General features: G+C 42.9%; 17 protein-coding genes. 8 read left to right on the top strand and 9 right to left on the bottom strand.

The window, feature by feature from the left end; genetic code table 11:
* Positions 1-115 precede the first annotated feature (115 nt).
* Positions 116-1723 (top strand): DcuS/MalK family sensor histidine kinase, encoded by a 1608-nt coding sequence (gene dcuS / locus J2S25_RS05125; RefSeq protein ID WP_307191403.1) that lies wholly within the window; start codon positions 116-118, stop codon positions 1721-1723.
* Positions 1720-2433 carry a response regulator gene (locus tag J2S25_RS05120; protein WP_307191402.1) on the top strand — a complete coding sequence of 238 codons (714 nt, stop codon included), beginning with the start codon at positions 1720-1722 and terminating at the stop codon, positions 2431-2433. Before dcuS ends, J2S25_RS05120 begins: the two co-directional genes overlap by 4 nt.
* A 216-nt stretch (positions 2434-2649) precedes the next feature.
* Here J2S25_RS05120 and opuFB read toward each other — a convergent pair whose 3' ends face one another.
* From opuFB to J2S25_RS05105, 3 genes are read right to left on the bottom strand one after another with little or no spacing between them, the layout of a single operon-like run.
* The gene (opuFB, locus tag J2S25_RS05115; RefSeq protein WP_307191401.1) at positions 2650-4167 is read right to left on the bottom strand and encodes an osmoprotectant update ABC transporter permease/substrate-binding subunit OpuFB; all 1518 of its coding nucleotides are present in this window, start codon (positions 4165-4167) and stop codon (positions 2650-2652) included.
* Complete coding sequence (locus J2S25_RS05110; protein WP_307191400.1) at positions 4160-5110, bottom strand: ABC transporter ATP-binding protein; 951 nt, start codon at positions 5108-5110, stop codon at positions 4160-4162. Before J2S25_RS05110 ends, opuFB begins: the two co-directional genes overlap by 8 nt.
* Before the next feature lie 33 nt (positions 5111-5143).
* A complete protein-coding gene (locus J2S25_RS05105) occupies positions 5144-5959 on the bottom strand; it encodes a ZIP family metal transporter (RefSeq protein WP_307191399.1) in 816 nt (271 codons plus the stop codon).
* A 217-nt stretch (positions 5960-6176) separates the two neighbouring features.
* Between J2S25_RS05105 and map the strand changes: the two genes are divergently transcribed.
* The 5 genes from map to J2S25_RS05080 all read left to right on the top strand — a co-directional run bounded on the left by map (position 6177) and on the right by J2S25_RS05080 (position 10375).
* A complete protein-coding gene (gene map, locus J2S25_RS05100; protein WP_307191398.1) occupies positions 6177-6920 on the top strand; it encodes a type I methionyl aminopeptidase in 744 nt (247 codons plus the stop codon).
* Positions 6921-7082: 162 nt separating this feature from the next.
* Positions 7083-8444, top strand: coding sequence for a branched-chain amino acid transport system II carrier protein (brnQ, locus tag J2S25_RS05095; RefSeq protein ID WP_307191397.1), 1362 nt, complete (start codon positions 7083-7085; stop codon positions 8442-8444).
* Between the two features lie 121 nt (positions 8445-8565).
* Positions 8566-8889, top strand: coding sequence for a BC1872 family protein (locus J2S25_RS05090; RefSeq protein ID WP_307191396.1), 324 nt, complete (start codon positions 8566-8568; stop codon positions 8887-8889).
* Positions 8890-9086: 197 nt separating this feature from the next.
* Positions 9087-9899 (top strand): hypothetical protein, encoded by an 813-nt coding sequence (locus tag J2S25_RS05085; RefSeq protein WP_307191395.1) that lies wholly within the window; start codon positions 9087-9089, stop codon positions 9897-9899.
* 101 nt (positions 9900-10000) lie between these two features.
* Positions 10001-10375 (top strand): SET domain-containing protein, encoded by a 375-nt coding sequence (locus J2S25_RS05080; protein ID WP_307191394.1) that lies wholly within the window; start codon positions 10001-10003, stop codon positions 10373-10375.
* An 87-nt stretch (positions 10376-10462) separates the two neighbouring features.
* Here the strand turns inward: J2S25_RS05080 and hemY are convergent, their stop codons facing one another.
* Entirely contained in the window at positions 10463-11878 is a 1416-nt protein-coding gene (gene hemY, locus J2S25_RS05075; RefSeq protein WP_307191393.1) for a protoporphyrinogen oxidase, read from the bottom strand.
* 388 nt (positions 11879-12266) lie between these two features.
* On the bottom strand, positions 12267-12893 hold the full coding sequence (gene kynB / locus J2S25_RS05070) for an arylformamidase (RefSeq protein WP_307191392.1): 627 nt from the start codon (positions 12891-12893) through the stop codon (positions 12267-12269).
* A 265-nt stretch (positions 12894-13158) separates the two neighbouring features.
* Between kynB and J2S25_RS05065 the strand changes: the two genes are divergently transcribed.
* Complete coding sequence (locus J2S25_RS05065) at positions 13159-14274, top strand: CAP domain-containing protein (RefSeq protein ID WP_044396052.1); 1116 nt, start codon at positions 13159-13161, stop codon at positions 14272-14274.
* A 313-nt stretch (positions 14275-14587) separates the two neighbouring features.
* Here the strand turns inward: J2S25_RS05065 and J2S25_RS05060 are convergent, their stop codons facing one another.
* From J2S25_RS05060 to ribH, 4 genes are all read right to left on the bottom strand, one after another.
* On the bottom strand, positions 14588-15829 hold the full coding sequence (locus tag J2S25_RS05060) for a S8 family peptidase (RefSeq protein WP_307191391.1): 1242 nt from the start codon (positions 15827-15829) through the stop codon (positions 14588-14590).
* 221 nt (positions 15830-16050) lie between these two features.
* Positions 16051-16926: a peptidylprolyl isomerase gene (locus tag J2S25_RS05055; RefSeq protein ID WP_307191390.1), complete on the bottom strand. Its 876-nt coding sequence runs from the start codon at positions 16924-16926 to the stop codon at positions 16051-16053.
* 15 nt (positions 16927-16941) lie between these two features.
* Positions 16942-18252 carry a S1C family serine protease gene (locus tag J2S25_RS05050; protein WP_052807096.1) on the bottom strand — a complete coding sequence of 437 codons (1311 nt, stop codon included), beginning with the start codon at positions 18250-18252 and terminating at the stop codon, positions 16942-16944.
* Positions 18253-18416: 164 nt separating this feature from the next.
* Positions 18417-18890, bottom strand: coding sequence for a 6,7-dimethyl-8-ribityllumazine synthase (gene ribH, locus J2S25_RS05045; RefSeq protein ID WP_307191389.1), 474 nt, complete (start codon positions 18888-18890; stop codon positions 18417-18419).
* Positions 18891-18899: the final 9 nt, after the last annotated feature.

Below are 18899 nucleotides of genomic sequence, written 5' to 3'. Positions count from 1 at the left end.
TTGTAATTAAAGAAAGAGAAAAAATAAAATAATCAGTTAAGTTTGCTTTCGCCAATTCCATCCTTTCTATACAATGAAAATTAGCAGCTAATAAAAGCAATGTGGGGGATTTCGCGTGCAAAGACAGCGGTTTCGGTTTAAATTAAGCATCATCATCATTTTCTTCGTTTGTTTAGTCGTTTTGATATCCCTGATGATTACCGACCTATTGATCAGCAATTCTGTTAGTAAAAACATAAGAAAAACCCAGGAAGAAAAGGCGTTAATTGTTGCGAGGACTGTCTCCAAGTCTAATATTGTCATTCATGCCTTAGAAGACAATCAAGCCGCTCGTGCCGTCCAAGATTACACAAATGAAATCCAGTCAGCAACAGATGTTCTGTTCATCGTTATTATGGATATGAATGGAATTCGCCTGACTCATCCGAATGAGGAGATGATAGGCAAGTCATTTGTAGGCGGAGATGAAAAAGCTGCCCTAAAAGGAAAGGAATATGTCTCCGTTTCACGCGGGACTCTTGGACAATCAGTACGGGCTTTTACCCCCATATACAATGATAAAAATAAACAAATTGGCGCAGCGGCAGTTGGCATCTCGCTAAGCAGTCTGGAAACAGCCCTTGAAACCAGCCATAAGAACATTCTCATTGTCACCATTTTTGGTCTGTTAATTGGGATCATCGGGGCAATCATCTTGGCCAAATATATAAAGAAAATTCTCCTTGGTCTTGAACCTTTTGCTATTTCGAGGATTCTTGAGGAAAGAAGTACCATGCTGCAATCTGTACACGAAGGAATTATTGCTGTTGATCATACATCTACCATTACATTGGTAAATAAATCAGCTTTGCAAATTTTTAAAAAAGCCGGTCTATCACAAAAACCGATCGGAATGAAAATTTATGACTATATGCCATCAACAAGACTGGATCAAGTTTTAAAAACGGGACAGCCAGAATTGGATGAAGAACAAACGATTAACGGCGTTTCCATTTTAGTCAACCGGGTTCCACTTTTTGTGAATGGCGCGGTTGTCGGAGCAATTTCCACTTTCCGTGATAAAACAGAAGTAAACCAGTTAGCAGAACAGCTGACCGGTGTCAGAACGTATGCCGAAGCACTTCGGGCACAATCGCATGAGTTCCTGAATCGTCTTCATGTTATATCAGGCATGGTACAATTAAAATCGTACAATCAACTGGCCGCGTTTATCCGGACACTGGTTGATTTTCGGAACCAAGAGTTCGGTAGCATTACTCAGCATCTCAAAGATCCTGCCCTCGCAGGCTTTATCATGGGAAAAATAAGTTATTCCCGAGAAGCCAAAGTGGACCTTTCGATAGAATGTACCAGCATTATTCCTGAGCCGGCAGAAAATAAGACGACTCACGAGTTGATTACGATCTTAGGGAATCTTCTCGACAATGCCATCGAGGCAATGACAGACAGCGAAGACAAAACACTCGAAGTTCATTTGTCATACGAAGATAATTGGTTACTAATCGAAGTCTCTGATTCTGGCCCAGGTATCGCAAATGAACTGCAAAAAGAAGTTTTTAAAAAGGGATACTCGACAAAAGGGGAAAACCGCGGGTTTGGTCTGTACCTAGTTAAAAAAAGCATCGAAGCTCTCGGGGGCGAGTTAATTATTGATTCAAAGTTACGACTAGGGACGAATTTTTATGTAAAAATTCCATATAAAGCAAAAGAGGTGGGGAAATGATCAGGGTACTAATTGTCGACGATGATCCGATGGTCGCAGAATTAAACAAGCGTTATCTGCAAAAAGTGCATGGGTTTACTCTTGCTGGAATCGTCCATACAGTAAAGGACGCTAGAGAATTTCTTGAAACGGAAAGGGTTCACCTCATCCTGCTTGACGTTTATATGCCAAGTGCTACGGGAATCGATTTGCTCCGTTTTATAAGAAAAAAGAACATCTCAGTCGATGTCATCCTGATCACAGCGGCCACAGATAAAGAGAATATTCAAACTGCACTAAGGTACGGAGCACTGGATTACTTAATCAAGCCATTTGAGTTCAATCGATTCAACCAGGCCTTATTACAATATAAAGAAAAACACCATTTTTTTGAGAATCATCCTATGCTTAGACAGGAAGATATTGATGGACAAATATTAAGCACCGAGCAAAAATTCGCAGCTTCATCAATAGAAAACCTGCCAAAAGGGTTAACAACCAGCACTTTGGAATCTATCCTAAAAGTGATTCAAACGAAAGCGAACCAGCCTTTTTCGACCGATGATATTTCAGAAATCACCGTTATTTCACGAGTATCCGTCCGTAAATACCTGAAATTTTTAACGAACCTGGGCATCCTTGAAGAATCTTTAACCTACGGCGTCGGCCGCCCAGGCCATTTGTATAGATTAAAAGAACACAAGCTAAAGCAATTGAATAGATTTTTTTAAGAAAAGCTTTTGGTGCCTTGGTCAGCCTTTTATCAGTAGGCATTTCCTTTTCCTCTAAAGCTGTTCCTTAAACATTCCGATTCGCTTTATTTCTTCCAGATGAATTTCGGATAGTCTTTCTAGGATTTCCATTCCTTTTTCTGTTACATCCACGAAAATACTTTAGAACTTTTTATTAGAAGCCCCCTGCATCAGCTGCAAGGGGCTCTTGTATTTTTATTCGATTAATCCTGCTGTTTTTAAATACTCCCTGGCGGTTTCTTCAGAAGATTTTCCTTCAACGTTCACCTGGTAATTCATTTTCCGCATTTCGTCGTCCGTGATTTTACCTGCGAGTCTATTGAGTGCCTTGACGACTTCCGGATATTTTTCTGCAGTTTCTGCCCTTAGCAGCGGAGCTCCCTGATATGGAGGGAATAGATTTTTATCATCTTCCAGTACCACTAATTTATACCGCTTTAGTTCACTGTCAGTCGAATAAGCGTCCACGAGGTTGATTTCTCCGTTTTTTATCGCCCCATACCTTAGTTTCGGCTCCATTGTGGTCAAGTCTGGCAGATTTAGACCATAAAGTTTTCGAATTCCTTTGTAGCCATCTTCCCGATCGGAAAATTCAAGGGTAAAGCCCGCTTTAAGGGATGATTCCATCAACTTCAAATCAGAAATGGTCTTTAAATCATTTTCTTTCGCCAGTTGTTCTGGAACTGCTAAAGCATAAGTGTTATTGTATTCCATTGGCTTTAGCATCTCCATGTTGAATTCTTTTTTCATTCCTTCTTTTGCCTGCTTATATACTTCGTCACGGCTTGTACTATTGGCGGTTTCTTTTAAAAATTCCGAGATCGCTGTGCCGGTAAATTCAGGATAAATATCAATATCTCCATTTTGTAAAGCTGTGAAAACAAAAGATGTTTTCCCCAAACCGGTTTTAAGCTTTACGGGGTGATCCGTTTCTTCTTCGATTAAGATCTTGTACATATTAATCAGGATTTCCGGTTCTGCTCCGAGCTTTCCAGCGATGACTAGTTCGTCTTCCTTTTTCCCGCCAAGGAAGGGCAACGCCATCATGAGGATGACGGATAATGATATTGCCCCAATCATGATAAGCGCTTTTTTAAAGGAAGCTCTTTCGAACCTTCTAAGGACAAGGTCGAACAGGATGGCAAGCATGGCTGCAGGGATGGCACCAAAAAAGAGGAGCGCTGTATTATTCCGGTCGATTCCGAGCAGAATCAAGTCCCCTAACCCGCCGGCTCCAATCAGAGCTGCAATCGTTGCTGTTCCTACAATCAACACCATCGCGGTCCGGATACCTGCCATAATGACCGGCATTGCCAAAGGAAGTTCTACCTTCATCAACCGCCGCTTGCTGTTCATTCCCATCGCTCGAGCTGCTTCGATTAAGGCGGGATCTACTTCATTTATTCCTGTATAGGTATTTCGCAAGATCGGCAGCAGTGCGTATGCCACGAGCGCAATAATCGCCGGAACTTTGCCGATTCCAAAAAGCGGGATCAGCAAACCAAGCAGCGCTAAGGAAGGAATCGTTTGCAGCACTGCTGTTAACCCGATGATTCCTTCTGATATTCGCTTTCTTCTCGTTAAAAAAATCCCAAGAGGAATGGCGATTAAGACAGCAAAGAACAAGGCGATAAATGATATTTGGATATGTTCAAGCAGGGAACTGAACAGCTCATCTTTGCGATCTATGAATGTGGAAGTCCAGCTATTCATCTCGTACCTCCATCTGCCTTGCCAAAATCAAGATGATTCCCTGTCTGTCGATGGTGCCAATTATTTCAGCCATTTCTTTTACCGCCAGCTGTTCATGCTCGCCAAGCAAAGCCAGGATTTCGTTTAAACGTACCCGAGAAGCAATGACGGGCAAGTTGTCCACGGCTTCATGATTTACCGGCTTGATAACTCCCTTGAGATCGATCATCCTTTCCTCAGCCTGGTCAATCCCGACAAACTCTCGAACAAAATCATTTGCAGGCTGTTGGATCAACTCTTGCGGAGTCCCTATCTGGACAATCTCTCCATTCCTCATCAGGCAAATTCTGTCACCAAGCTTCAATGCCTCGCTCATATCATGGGTAACAAACACAATTGTTTTCTTTATATTGTTTTGCAGCTGAATCAGGTCATCCTGGAGTTTTTCCCTGCTCAATGGGTCCAATGCGCTGAATGGTTCATCCATTAAAATAATCGGCGGATTTGCAGCAAGTGCCCGGGCAACACCAATTCTTTGCTGCTGTCCTCCCGAAAGTTCATGCGGCAGCCTTTTACGATAAGTTTTTGGGTCCAGTCCGACCATTTCCAGCAATTCATTGATCCGGTCACTGATTTTTTTCTGTCCCCATTTCTTCATTTCCGGAACAACCGAAATATTTTCTTCGATTGTCATATGCGGAAACAACGCGATTTGCTGAAGCACATAGCCAATATCCCAGCGCAGCTCATGAATATCATAGTCACTAATCATCTGATCTTTGATTCTTATGAAGCCTTCCGTAAGCGGAATCAACCGATTGATCATTTTTAAAGTCGTCGTCTTTCCCGAACCGCTAGGTCCAATCAGGACTAGCAGTTCCCCTTCGTTGATATGTAAAGTAAAATTCTTTACGGCATACGTTTCATCGTCATATTTCTTTGCGACATTAGCAAAGCTGATCACTTTTTCACCCCTAAATTATCTTGCCTCCAATTTTTATCCTAATGCTACGTCAAGGATCATCATGATCGCGAATCCAAACATCAGGCTTAATGATGCTAGATCGCTGTTGCCGTTTTCCTGGGATCCTGGGATTACTTCTTCTGCTACTACGAAAATCATCGCTCCGGCCGCAAAACTTAATGCATACGGGAGAAGTGGCTGGATAAATAGGACCGCGGCAGCTCCGGCCATTGCGGCCATTGGCTCGACCATACCAGAGAACTGGCCGTACATGAAGCTTCTCTTTCTAGACATACCTGTTTGCCGAAGTGGCATCGAAACTGCGACACCTTCCGGGAAGTTTTGGATACCGATCCCTATCGCTAGTGCGATCGCACCCATGAGTGACGCTGAAGGAAAGCTTGCAGCTGCTGCCCCGAAAGCCACACCGACAGCGAGTCCTTCAGGAATGTTGTGCAAGGTGATCGCCAACACCATCAAAGTGCTTCGTCTCTTCTTTTCAGGATGGATTCCTTCAGCTTTCTCCACTGATAAATTAGGATGCAAATGGGGCATCAATTTATCTACGACCATTAAGAACAATCCGCCTAAGAGAAATCCGGTTGCAGCTGGTACCCAGCTAGGCAGGCTTCCCCCCTCCCCCATCTCAATCGCTGGAGCAAGCAACGACCAGAAACTTGCAGCAATCATAACGCCTGCCGCAAGACCCATCATACTATCCAAAAACCTTTGATTAGGATTTTTCGTTGTAAACACAATAGCGGCTCCCAGAGCAGTCATTGCCCAGGTAAACAATGTCCCGATCAAAGCCTGGATTACTGGATGTAAGCCTATAAAATATTCAAGCATTCTTATAACCTCCTAAAGACTATCTAGAATCATTGTAACTTATAATAAAGTATTAGATCGAGGATAAAGTGATGTATGTTTTTTTTCTGCTATGTTTGTTTTATCAGACTACTACATTTTATCCATTATTCCAAACCAGCAGAGCCGGATAAATGGATTTTCATGAAAAAAAGGGATACGCTAATGAAATAGTTTATTTAATGGAAGGAAGTAAATCATGATTGCAAAAACTAGTGAAGATTTTAACGGATTAAAGGAAATTGGCAGGATTGTCGGCAAGATTCGGGATGAATTGGTGCAAAGGACCGTTCCCGGGATTACTACAAAGGAACTGGATGAGCTCGCGGCTGCGATGTTTGAGGAGAATGGAGCAATTTCTGCTCCGAAGGGCGAGTACGATTTCCCGGGTTATACTTGCATCAGTGTAAATGAAGAAGTTGCCCATGGGATTCCAGGGAGCCGTGTCATTAAAGAAGGCGATCTTGTCAATATTGATGTTTCCGGATCAAAAAACAATTATTTTGCTGATACGGGAATTTCCATTGTCGTTGGAAAAGCGGACCCGATTTTAACAAAGATTTGCGAAACAGCTGTCGAGGCTTTTGAAGCTGGCTTAAAGAAGGCAAAACCAGGCTCAAAGAAAAGCGGACTTGGCAAGGCGGTTGTGGCGACTGCACGGAAGAACGGACTTAAAGTGATAAAAAATCTTACCGGACATGGAATCGGCCGGACCATTCATGAGGCTCCCAACCATATTTACAATTACCATGAACCTTGGGATGACGAGCTCTTATTAGATGGCATGGTCATTGCTTTTGAACCTTTCATCTCCACTGCTGAGGAAGAAGTCTTCCAATACGAAGGTGATGAATGGACCTTTGTTACAGAAAACAGCTATGTCGCACAATGTGAACATACGATTATCCTTACTAAAAATGGACCACTTGTGATCACTAGATAAATATTTGATTGACTTGTGAAGTTTTAGAATATATAGTAATTTGTATTATTCTTCTTTTGGATTTATTCTTTGTGATCGTTCCTTTCTCTCTTTTTCTATTAAAGGATACACCTCCATCCTAACAGAAGAATGCACAATTACCATCAAGAGGAGGCCGTGGAATTGCAGCAAAAAATCTCGTTTTCAACCTATGCGCTTATTGGCACCATGCTATTTGGCATGTACTTTGGCGCTGGAAATTTAATTTTCCCGATTCAATTAGGCCAGCTTGCCGGCACCAATTTCTGGCCTGCGTTAATCGGGTTCCTCGTAACAGCGATTGGACTTCCCTTTTTAGGAATAGTAGCAATTGGAATTTCTGGGAGCAGCGGCTTGCGTGATTTGGCCAGCAGAGTTCACCCAGTTTTCGGCATTGCCTTTGCCACCGTTCTTTACTTAACCATTGGACCATTTTTTGCCATTCCACGGACTGCGACAGTTCCGTTTGTTGTCGGATTTGAGCCGTATATCGCTTCTGGCCAGGCTGATTTATGGCTAGGGATTTTTAGTTTCGTCTTTTTTGCCATTGTTTATTTCTTCTCGCTCCGTCCAGCAAAGGTCATGGAATACATCGGCAAATATTTGACCCCAGCGTTTCTCGTATTTCTATTTCTTTTAATCGGGTTTTCGATATTTAATCCAATGGGAGGGTACGGTCAACCCACCGGTGCGTACGAGAAGCTTGCCTTCATGACCGGTTTTAAAGAAGGGTATAATACGATGGACGCTCTGGCATCTTTGGCATTTGGGATTGTCGTCATACATGCGATTAAAAGACAAGGGATTACGGACAAAAAGGAAATTGCCAAAGCAACGATCAAATCAGGGATTTTCGCAATGTCGCTGATGATGCTGATCTACGGACTGATCACTTTTATGGGTGCATCAAGTGTGTCAGCTATTGGAACATTCGAAAATGGCGGCCAAATTTTTGCAGCAGTCGCCCAGCATTATTTTGGCTCTTTCGGTGCCGTCCTTCTTGCGATCATCATTGTGCTTGCCTGTTTAAAAACTAGCATTGGCCTTATCACAGCCTGCAGCGAATTCTTTCATGATGCGTTTCCGAAGATTTCTTACAGGATGTACGTGTTTTCTCTTAGCTTCGTCTCTTTTGCAATAGCAAACTTTGGCTTAAACAATATTATCCAATTTGCTGTACCGGTTTTATTGTTCTTGTATCCTTTAGCAATCATTCTCATCCTATTGACGCTGTTATCCCCTCTGTTCGGCAATAAGCAGAACGTTTACTCTGCCGCGATGGCGATGACCTTTCTTGTCAGCTTTTTTGATGGATACAGTGCATTAGCAGCAAATATTCCCGGTCTAAATATTCCGATCTTCCAATCCGTTAAAACGTTATTCATCGACTACCTCCCGTTATACGATATAGGTCTTGGCTGGATTCTTCCCGCCCTCATCGGAGCAGGGATCGGCTATCTTTCCCCGACACAATTGCCGGCGGGAACGTACCAAAAAGAACTGTAGGCTCCTCTGCAGTTCTTTTTTTCTTTTTTTAAAAATTGGCATTGCATCTTTTGTCTGTTATGTAATATACTTTAATAAAATTAGTTGTTATATAACAACATTCAGGAAGAGAGGAAGAATCATGAAAAAAACGGATGCAATTGCACGGAGGATTTTAGGTTGGAAGCTAAACAGATGGGATCGCTGGTTTGACTATGAGAAAGGTGTATTCATCAATGACTCTGAATTTAATCCAGAGCAGAATCTGGTGCATGCAATGCTGATTGTTGAAAAGCTGGAAAAACTAGGGTACAGCTTTTCATCCAACGGAGTTTCTGATGCTGCATTCAATCAATATAAAGGCACAGGGAAAAACCTTCCAGAGGCAATTACAAGCGCTGCCTATTCTATCATTGAAAGTGACTCGATCATAGCTAGTGCCACACTATGGCGGAAACTATCATAATTATGGAAACTTACTTCTCGTCAGCTCGGATTAACGAAGGACAGATCACGCTTTTCTCACTCGAAATCTAATAAAAATTTTATCCAAGGTTTCCCCCTATTTTTTCTGTGTCATTGGAAAATGACCAAAATCACAAGGGAGGAAACTTTTTTTCTGCTTTCCGGGAGAGTAAAATAGACTTGAAAGGAAGTGGACAAATGGCAATTTCAACAACAACCTCTAAACAATCTCCTTTGTCTCGGTACATCCCGCCTAAAGGCATGTTTGAAACATTTGAGGGAGAAGCTCCATATCTTGAGAAGGTAAAGGAATGGGGATTGAGCGCGAAGAAAGAGTTTTGGTACAAAGACAGATACCAGCATTGTCTTGTAAAGATAAAGGGGTATGAAGTTTTCGGTGAAACGGCTGAATACAATACGCTTGTCGTTGAATTTCCTGATGGGACTCTGACATGCATCCACCCTGCATATTTAAAGGAAATGCAATCCTCAAACTTTGGAAAGGAAATAATAGAACAGCCTGATAACGCGCCAAAAGCAGATACAGGAGGCATGGAACAGACAACCGTTTCTGAAACAGCAGAAATTGCCTCTGCACAAGCGTCGGCTAAACCGGAAAAAAACGTCAAGCCCGCAGCAAACAAGGAAATAAAAGCACAAAAAGAAACAGCCTCTAAATTGGTACTGCCAGAAGATAAAGTCTTTTTTACAGCAAAGGTGAAGCAATTTGCCTTAAGCTGGAATCACTTTAATGAAGACAATGAGGAGGTTATTGTCTTCCAAGATGTTCGGATTGATCAGGAAGAACCAATTGAGATTGGACTTGCTTGGGGTTCACACAGCAAAACACTGAAAAAACTCGAACTCGTGCCCGGACAGGAACTTGAATTCCACGGCAAAATTGTGAAAAAGAGTCTTCCAAAAGGCAAGGACGTCGAAGATGAATCGATGCTGCTAGATGTTTCCGTTGGATACAAGATCAATAATCCATCAAAAATCGTTAAAAGATAACGGGAAACAATGAACATAGGACAACCAATACCAAAATTAATTTGCAATTATCGCAAATAACCGTCATGCTGAAAGAAAGTCATAATCCATAGGTGAGTAAAGTGATTCAAATAAAAACTTCTGAAATAAGCGATGGCGAGTTTAATAGAGGCGTTTTTGCCACTCAAAATATTGCAAAGGGCGATCTGATCCACGAGGCTCCTGTTCTCTCGTATCCTAATGATCAGCATGTGCACATCGAGAAAACCGCGTTAGCCGATTATGCATTTGAGTACGGTATAAACCATTCAGCGATCTTGTTGGGTTACGGGATGCTGTTCAATCATTCCTATGAGCCAAATGCAATCTATGAAATCAATTTTGGCAAACATACTTTTGATTTTTATGCCTATCGGGATATTCGCGCAGGCGAAGAGATTGTCATTAACTATAATGGCGAGGTCGATAATAACGATCCACTCTGGTTTAACGAATAGAAATAACAGATATGCTCCCTTTCAAAGATGCGGCTCCCATATGGAAGCCGCATCTTTTTTTATAAAAATCCTTATGCAGACTCCAGCTTAAAAACATTCCTTAAAGTATTCCATCACATTTCCCACAGCCGCTTCTGCCTGGTCGATGCATCCAGGTATCCCAACACCTTCATAAGAACCGCCAGCAAGAAAAATGCCTGGAAGCTCTTGTTTAAGCTCCGCTTTCACCTTTGCGATTCTTTCAAGATGGCCAACTGTATATTGCGGCATCGCTTTTCTCCACCTGGTCACAATAGTGAATTCTGGCTTTGCCTTAATATTCATCGTTTTATTCAAATCTCTTAATACCAATTCGGTTATTTGGTCATCTGTAAGATTGACCGCTTCCTGGTCATCCGGTTTGCCGACATAGCAGCGGAGAAGCGCCATATTGTCAGGTGATGTGCCCGGCCATTTTTTATGTGTCCACGTACAGGCAGTAATCCGAAAATCACTGTTTCTCGACACCAGGAATCCTGTTCCGTCGATATCCTTCTCGATCGCTGATTTTGGAAATGCCATCGCCACGTTTGCCACAGAATTGGCTGGCATATGTTTAAACGGTTCCATGAATGGATATGCCGACAACATCCGCTGGGCGTGGAAGTGATCTGTCGCAATCACTACACTATCTGCCGTTTCCACTTCCCCCGTTTCGAGATAGACTTGATAAGTCGATCCTGTCCTCTCAACCTTGTTCACCGCTTTTCCCTTCAAAACGGACCCTTTTTCAAGACGCCTTTCCACCTGGCGGACCAATTCCTCCAAACCGGTTGACAAGGAAATAAACATCCCTTTTTTCGATCCTGGCTTTTTGGCAGTTTTCGGAGGCTTCGGCATCGATTTGTTCAAACCAATCACTAGGCTGCGATACTTCTGTTCGATTTCATAGAAATTGGGGAACAAAGCCATCAGGCTCAGCTCGTCTATATCGCCTGCATAAATTCCGGACAACAAAGGATCTATTAGGTTTTCAACGACCTCATTTCCGAGCCGTCGCCGGAAAAATACACCTAATGACTGATCGGATTTCGGTTCCCCTTTTGGCAAAATAAAATCTCCTGCTGCTCGTAATTTGCCCAGAGGGGAAAATAACCCGGACAACGCAAACGGGGTGACTTTTGTGGGAATTCCCATGAACGACCCCTCAGGCATGGTGTGCAGCCTGCCCCTTGCGTAAATATAAGATCTCCCCGCCGTATTCGAGATGATTTTATCCTGGAGACCTACTTCTTCAATCAACCTCAACGCACTTTTTTTTCGGGCAATGATTGAATCAGGACCTCTTTCAATGACAAAACCATCCCTCGTCTCAGTACGGATAACCCCGCCAAGACGGCCGCTAGCCTCGATCAATTTAACTTCGATCGGCAGCTCTTCTTCCCTTGCTTTCTTTTGGAGATAATACGCAGCAGTTAGCCCAGTAATTCCACCGCCTATGATGATAACCTTTTTTTGATCCATATTGCTCACCCGTCTTTTTGTATTGATTATCTAATATGTGAAAGTTTTAACATACAAAAAGTATAGCACTAGAAACAGACGAGTTGATGGATGTTATTTTACTAAAATGTGAACGAGAGTACTGGAAAAAATCAATGATAATTACCAGTTCGCGGAATTATCATTGATTTTCGCGGAATCAGGTGCGAGTTTCGCGGAATTAATCGTCTTTATCGCGGAATCAGGATGGCAGATCGCGGAATAAAGTCGCCAGTTCCGCGGTTATTCGATATTATGGATACTCTTCCTTGGTTTCTATATTGTTTCCAGGTAAAAATCGTTCGAACAATAATGTAGGTCAGTACTCCTAAAGTTACAAATATACTTGTAATCCGCCAAACCTGCAAATTTATTTCATTTTTCGAATCACCGCTCTAACCGGGCTCCCGTCTCCCTGTTCGAGCGGGAGCGGCAGGGCGGCGAGTTCGTAGTCACCCGGTTCAATCTGATTCAGTACAAGGCCTTCAAGAATATGGATTCCATGGTTGTTCAGTTCATGATGCGCATTGAGTTCTTTACTGTCCAGTGGATCGACCGATGGCAAATCGAGTCCGAGTAATTGTACTCCCTGCTCAGACAGATATGCAGCCAATTCCGGTTCGATATGAGGGATTGATTCCGGGAAAGCTGTTTTATCCTGCCATGCATCGGTTCTGATCAGCAGCCGCTTTACTCCGCTTAGATTAATGCCTTCAAGCTCTTTAAGCCCGATACTGGCTGGCTTATCCACATGGATTACAAGTGCAACTCCAATATAGAGTTGAAAGTCCAAATCAATGACCTTTTTCCCATCGCTTTCGAAATGAAAAGGGGCATCAATATGTGTGCCCGTATGAGTGCTCATCGTCACCTGCCCGACATTGACCGAACCGCTTTTTTCCATACCCCAGCTCACTTGGTATTCAAATGGCGTGTCGCCAGGCCAGACAGGAATTTTATCGTGTAAAACCTGCGAAATATCAATCCAGTTTTCCATACATTTTTCCTTCTTTCCTCTATAAAATAGTCTCCCGCTTAGGATTCACTTTCGTTCTCCATTCCTCAAGCGAAAGGGTAATCTCCTGTAGCAAAGTTAATACTTATAATTATAGTATTATTACAGTGTGATATAGACTTTTTTTATCACAGTTATGAACATTTTCTAAAACACTTCATAATTAGTTTGGGTAACACTATGCTTTTTATAATGGATAAATGGGTATATATTGGGGATAAGGAATAAAGGAAGGGGATCATCGGCTTTGAGACAATTTTTTTCGCTTCTGATTATCGGGGCGCTGGCCTACTTTTCATGGCCATACATTACTGAGAATAAAGATATTCAAACTAAAATAGAGAATTTAAAAGAAAACCAAGAACTTGCGTCTGTGCTTGAGAAGCTGAATAGCGGATTGAACCAACTGATCTGGCAGGTCAATGAGAAAAAAGAGGAATTAACGCAGGATGAAAAGATTTTGCCTAAAGTATCTAAACCAGAACTGGCAACACCTTCAGAGGTAACATTCACCATCCATAATATTAGAATTGGGGATAAAAAGGTCGAAGTTGAAAAACAGCTTGGCGCCCCGAAACGGATTTCCATGAATGAGTACGGTACAGAGTGGCATGCCTATCATGAAAATTTTCAGAACTTCACGATGGTTTCCTATAGCAAGGACGGAGTAGTGAATGCTCTGTATACTAATCAGGACCTGATTGCTGCTAAAAATGGCATCAAATATGGCGCTGCGAAAGAGACCGTTCGTCAGACACTTGGGGAACCACTCAAGGAAATCAGAAAAGGGCTTGTTTATTACCAGTTCCAGAATGATCAAGACTATGACGTTTACCATATTGATGACAGCTATGTGACTGTCTTTTATGATAAACACAGGAACAATACCGTAACAGCCATCCAGATGATCAGTGAAAAACTGGAGCAAAGTAAGGCAGGTTTTTATACGAAAGCGAGTGACGCGTTGAGAGCAGGTTTTGAATACCAGTTGTTTGATTTGACGAATGCTTCAAGGGTCGTTCATGGTTTAGGCATCCTTACTTGGGACGATCCAATTAAGGTTACGGCCCGCAAACACAGTGTCGATATGGCGGAGAACTCCTATTTCAGCCATACGAATCCTGCAGGCCAGTCGCCTTTTGACAGGATGGCTGAAGACGATATTGTCTTTTCCGTCGCCGGGGAAAACCTCGCATACGGCCAATTCAGCAGCATTTTCGCCCATGAAGGTTTGATGAACTCACTCGGGCACCGGGAGAATATCCTGAAGCCGGACTTCAAGTTGCTTGGTGTCGGCGTCGCCTTCGGACCAAAGCATGAACCTTATTTTACAGAGAACTTTTACAGTAAGAGGAAGTTTTAAGAAAGCTGACTGGGAAAAATTCGCTATATAAAGCTGCAATATCGGTTATTTCCGAGGATCAAGTCTAGTTTTCAATATAATTCTACCGCTTGTTCATGCTTGAATCATTTTATTGGCGGTTTTCACAATTATATTGGCGATTTCCGGATTTTATTGGCGATAATATTGTTTTATTGGCGAAAACCACTTACTTATTGGCGAAAAACTAATTTTTGGCGAATTGGAATTTCCGGGCTCCTTTTTCCAGTTATCGAAAAACAAAAAACCACTGAATCGGCGCTCACTCCCGATTCGGCGGTTTTTTTCGCGATCGTTACTTCACTCGTGGGAAACCGAAACCTGACGCATAGTCATCGCCTGATGTTGCACCCGATCCACCTTGGATATCGTTCGCTTTTGCCCGATTCTGTAGCTCGGCGCGAAGCTGATTGTGACTCATGTTTGGATTTTCCGCCCAGATCTTCGCTGCCAATCCGGACACGTGCGGAGTTGCCATGGATGTTCCGCTAATGGTGTTATAGGAACCGTCGTACCAGGTTGATTCAATTGATCTTCCTGGTGCAGATACTTCCACATCCCGTTCCTGGATTAGATAATCCCCATCAGTAGCGGGATTTCCGCGGGAGGAGAAGTCAGCGACACGGTATGTACCGTTTTCCTGAACATCTTCAAGTGCTGCGACTGCAACTGCGTTTGTCAATGCGCCCGGGTATCCAATGGTATCCGCATTCGGACCGCTGTTTCCAGCTGCTGCAACAACCAGAACCCCTTTTCCATAGGCATAATCCACTGCATCCGCAATCATTGTACTCTTGCTGCTCGAACCAAGAGACATCGAGAGCACGACATGCGAGTTCGTACGGGCAGCTTCATCTGCAACATGCTGGATGGCGGCGGCGATATCATCAGAATAACCGGATCCTTGATCGTTTAGCACTTTATAGGCCCAAAGATCAGCTTCAGGAGCTACCCCATAAATTCCATTTCCTGATCCTCCATCTGCCAGTACCGTTCCGGCTACATGAGTACCATGGCCGTTTTTATCCGTACAAGTCCCATTTACCAACGGGGATCTTCGGTTCGTAAAATCCTTGCATTGCTCATCGCTGCCAGCCAAATCGGCATGGTTTACGTTGACTCCCGTATCGAGTACGGCTACTTTAACCCCGCTGCCACCGGATGTTGCCTGTAAATTGCTATCATTGTAGATTGCTTCCATTCCCCAAGGTGTGCGGTCGGAAGGTGCAGCCTGAGCACCTGATCCTGGCTTCGCTTCCAGCAGAACCTGAGAAACTGGTTCTACTTTTAGATTCTTGTTTTTTAATAGTGCTAGATATTGCGGAGCATTTACCGTCGTGGTAAAACCGGTTTCTCCAAAATCCCATCTAATTCCATATTGGTCTTTCGCCTTAGCCTTTTCCGCTGATGGACCATGAACCAAAATTCGATAGGAGTCCTGCGTCTCTGGTGCCTGTCCAAATACCCCAGCTGCGAACATAGATAGTCCCATTGTCATGCTTAATAGTGCGGCTCCGATTGCTTTTTTTCCTTTCATCCAACCACTCCTCGGCATTGATATGGTATTACAATTTTTATTATATTTTAAATTTTTAGATAACTACAATATGCTAAATGAATCATTTTGAATTTTTAAGAATAGGGTCCATTGCTATGTGAAAAAAATGTCATATGCACAAAGAATCATTTTTAAAATTTCCCAATATCGTTTTGGATTTTAAAATGCAAAAAAACCTCTAAAAGAGGTTTTTTTGAAAATTAATATGTCTGAATTTGATAGTCTGCTTTTGTTTTATTAAGCCAGTTTGGATATTCTGCTTGGATTTTTTGGTCGGATAAGGATGCTTTGATTTCTTCCATATGGTCTTCAAATACCGCCGGTTTTGCTGCTTTTTTATCGGCAACTTTGATGATATGGTAGCCAAAGTCCGTTTTTACCGGGGCACTGACTTCTCCCACTTTCATCGCAAAGGCTGCATCCTCAAATTCCTTCGCCATCTCGCCCTTTCCGAAATAGCCCAGGTCTCCACCTTTATCCGCATTGCTTGCATCCGTTGAATATTCTTTGGCTAATGCAGCAAAGTCTTTACCGCTGTCCAGTTCTTTCTTGACTTTCTGGGCCGTTGCCTCATCCTCGACTAAAATATGGCTTGCTTTTACCTGTTCCTTTTGGTCAAAATTAGCTTTATTTTCCGCAAAATATGTTTTCATTTCTTCTTCCGTTACCTTGATGGAAGGTTTGATCATTTTTTCAGCGAGCAAATACGTTTGGATATCCGCCCTGATTTTGTCGATTGATACTTTATTCTGCTCAAGTGCCGCTGCAAACGCATCTTCCCCACCATAGGATTCCTGGAGCTTTGTCAGCTCTTCATCTATTTCATTTCCGGTTACTGTTACCTTTTGCTTGTCAGCTTCCATTTCAATCACTTTATTGGTGATCATCGAGTCCAATGTATCTGCGCCATACAACTCTGTTAATTTTGTGTTCAGTTCATCCTTGGTAATTTTTTCCCCATTGACGCTCGCTGCTGTTTCTGTTTTTGAAAAAGCTGTCGCAAAGATCAGGATAATTCCTAAGGTAATTACAGCAGAAATCAGCATTAATTTGTTTTTTTTCATAAAAGCAATCATTATTTCCCTCCATTATTAGATGCTTGAAGCAGTCAGCACAACCTTTAAAGTTTGCTGCTTGCCGTCACGGTAAATTTTCACTTGAGCACTGTCACCCTTTTTCAGCTTCGTATACATATATTTTCTTAGATCACTGGCACTTTTTACTGGTACATCATTAATGCCGACAATAAGATCCTGTTCCTGAAGGCCCGCTTTGGCTGCTGCAGAATTTGGGTCAACGCTTGTCACCATCGTGCCGGAGTTGACATTGGCGGGCAGATTTTCGAGATACATTTCAGGAATTTGCTCCAAATCAGCAAGGCTAACACCTAAATAAGGACGTTCAACTTTGCCTTTTTCGATAAGTTGGTTGACGATTGGCAAAGCTTCCTGGCTCGGAATGGCAAAGCCGAGGCCTTCCACCCCATTCTGCGAAATTTTTAAGCTATTGATTCCAATCACTTTTCCATCTGTATTGATCAATGCGCCGCCACTGTTCCCCGGATTGATGGCTGCGTCGGTCTGGATAACGGTCATTACCCATTCACCGGCTGAAGTCGGAACGGAGATCGACCGGTCAACCGCGCTTACGATTCCTTGAGTAACAGTCCGCGATAAGTCCAGTCCGAGTGGATTTCCAATAGCCAGAACCTGATCACCAGGCCTTAAGGCGGAAGAATCGCCAAATTCGAGGGCATTCACTGCCTTGTTGTCCTCGATTTTAATCACTGCCAAATCAGTTAACGCATCAGCTCCAACAACTTGCGCCTCAACCTTTTCGCCATTGTACAAGGAAACTTCTACTTTGGTTGCTCCTTCAATTACATGGTTATTGGTGACAATGAAGGCATCCTTGCCCGTCTTTTTAAAAATAACCCCAGAACCAGACCCAGTTTCGACATTTCCCTGAGTGCGGGAAAAAGGATTGTTTTGCTGCTGGATATTGCTGATGCCTACAATCGATTTAGAAGAATTTTCAATGATGTCCGCAATGGAACCTGTACTTTTTGCAGAGGTTGGGGTCGCTACAACATTCGAACTGCTTTCTGCCGCTGTCTGTGGCTGAACATTTTGCCCAGCATCCATTTCAGTAAAATTCACAGCCGCAAGTGTTATGGCCGAACCAACTACTCCAGCCATGACAGATGATAAAATGCTTTTCATTTTATTAGACTTTTTGGCCGGTTCCGATCCGTTGTACCGGGATTGCTGCTCGTTCGTTTGCTCCAAGTTCTGATTTCGGGTTTGCTGTTCTTTGTCCGGTTCCCACTCTTTGTTCCGGGATTCCTGCTCGTTTACCGGTTCTGTTTCATGGTTCCGGGATTCCTGCTCGAATTCATTCATGGTATTTCCTCCTCCATTTTTTATCTTGTTTTCATCTTAACCAGAAAATATGAACAAATTATTAACAAATTGAGGCAAGGATTTTAAATGTTTAAAAACATTTTCTCGTCGTTCCCGCAGAAAAAAGCTGCAGACAACGTTGTCTGCAGCTTTTTTTAAAGAGATTAGCGATCCATATCCCTCAGCAAATTTGCCATTTCGATTGCAGACATTGCTGCATCCCAGCCTTTATTGCCTGCTTTTGTGCCGGCTCGTTCGATAGCCTGTTCGATTGTGTCGGTTGTCAGGACACCAAAGATGACAGGAATCCCTGTGTTCATAGCGGCGGCTGACACGCCTTTTGCCGTTTCATTGGAAACATAGTCAAAATGCGGAGTGGAGCCACGAATGACGGTTCCTAACGTGATGACTGCATCATATTTATTGCTCTTTGCCATTTTTTGCGCCACCAATGGAATTTCAAAAGCACCAGGAACCCAGGCAACCTCGACATCATCCTTTTCATTGACGCCGTGTCTTTTTAAAGCATCCTGTGCCCCGCCCAAAAGCTTTGAGGTGATGAATTCATTGAAACGTCCGACAACGATGCCGATCTTAAGACCTGCTCCGACTAAATTGCCTTCAAATGTTTTGTTCATATTTGAATC

The sequence above is a fragment of the Mesobacillus stamsii genome, from assembly GCF_030814065.1.
Classification (GTDB): Bacteria; Bacillota; Bacilli; order Bacillales; family Cytobacillaceae; genus Mesobacillus; species Mesobacillus stamsii.
The sequence above is the reverse complement of the archived record's forward strand: the minus strand, read 5'-3'. Positions and strand labels throughout refer to the sequence as shown.

Excerpts from the sequence above, each read along its gene's own strand:
- J2S25_RS05120 (WP_307191402.1), top strand. The coding sequence starts at position 1,720 with ATGATCAGGGTACTAATTGTCGACGATGATCCGATGGTCGCAGAATTA.
- opuFB (WP_307191401.1), bottom strand. The coding sequence starts at position 4,167 with ATGAATAGCTGGACTTCCACATTCATAGATCGCAAAGATGAGCTGTTC.
- J2S25_RS05105 (WP_307191399.1), bottom strand. The coding sequence starts at position 5,959 with ATGCTTGAATATTTTATAGGCTTACATCCAGTAATCCAGGCTTTGATC.
- map (WP_307191398.1), top strand. The coding sequence starts at position 6,177 with ATGATTGCAAAAACTAGTGAAGATTTTAACGGATTAAAGGAAATTGGC.
- J2S25_RS05090 (WP_307191396.1), top strand. The coding sequence starts at position 8,566 with ATGAAAAAAACGGATGCAATTGCACGGAGGATTTTAGGTTGGAAGCTA.
- J2S25_RS05085 (WP_307191395.1), top strand. The coding sequence starts at position 9,087 with ATGGCAATTTCAACAACAACCTCTAAACAATCTCCTTTGTCTCGGTAC.
- hemY (WP_307191393.1), bottom strand. The coding sequence starts at position 11,878 with ATGGATCAAAAAAAGGTTATCATCATAGGCGGTGGAATTACTGGGCTA.
- kynB (WP_307191392.1), bottom strand. The coding sequence starts at position 12,893 with ATGGAAAACTGGATTGATATTTCGCAGGTTTTACACGATAAAATTCCT.
- J2S25_RS05060 (WP_307191391.1), bottom strand. The coding sequence starts at position 15,829 with ATGAAAGGAAAAAAAGCAATCGGAGCCGCACTATTAAGCATGACAATG.
- J2S25_RS05055 (WP_307191390.1), bottom strand. The coding sequence starts at position 16,926 with ATGATTGCTTTTATGAAAAAAAACAAATTAATGCTGATTTCTGCTGTA.
- J2S25_RS05050 (WP_052807096.1), bottom strand. The coding sequence starts at position 18,252 with ATGAATGAATTCGAGCAGGAATCCCGGAACCATGAAACAGAACCGGTA.
- ribH (WP_307191389.1), bottom strand. The coding sequence starts at position 18,890 with ATGAACAAAACATTTGAAGGCAATTTAGTCGGAGCAGGTCTTAAGATC.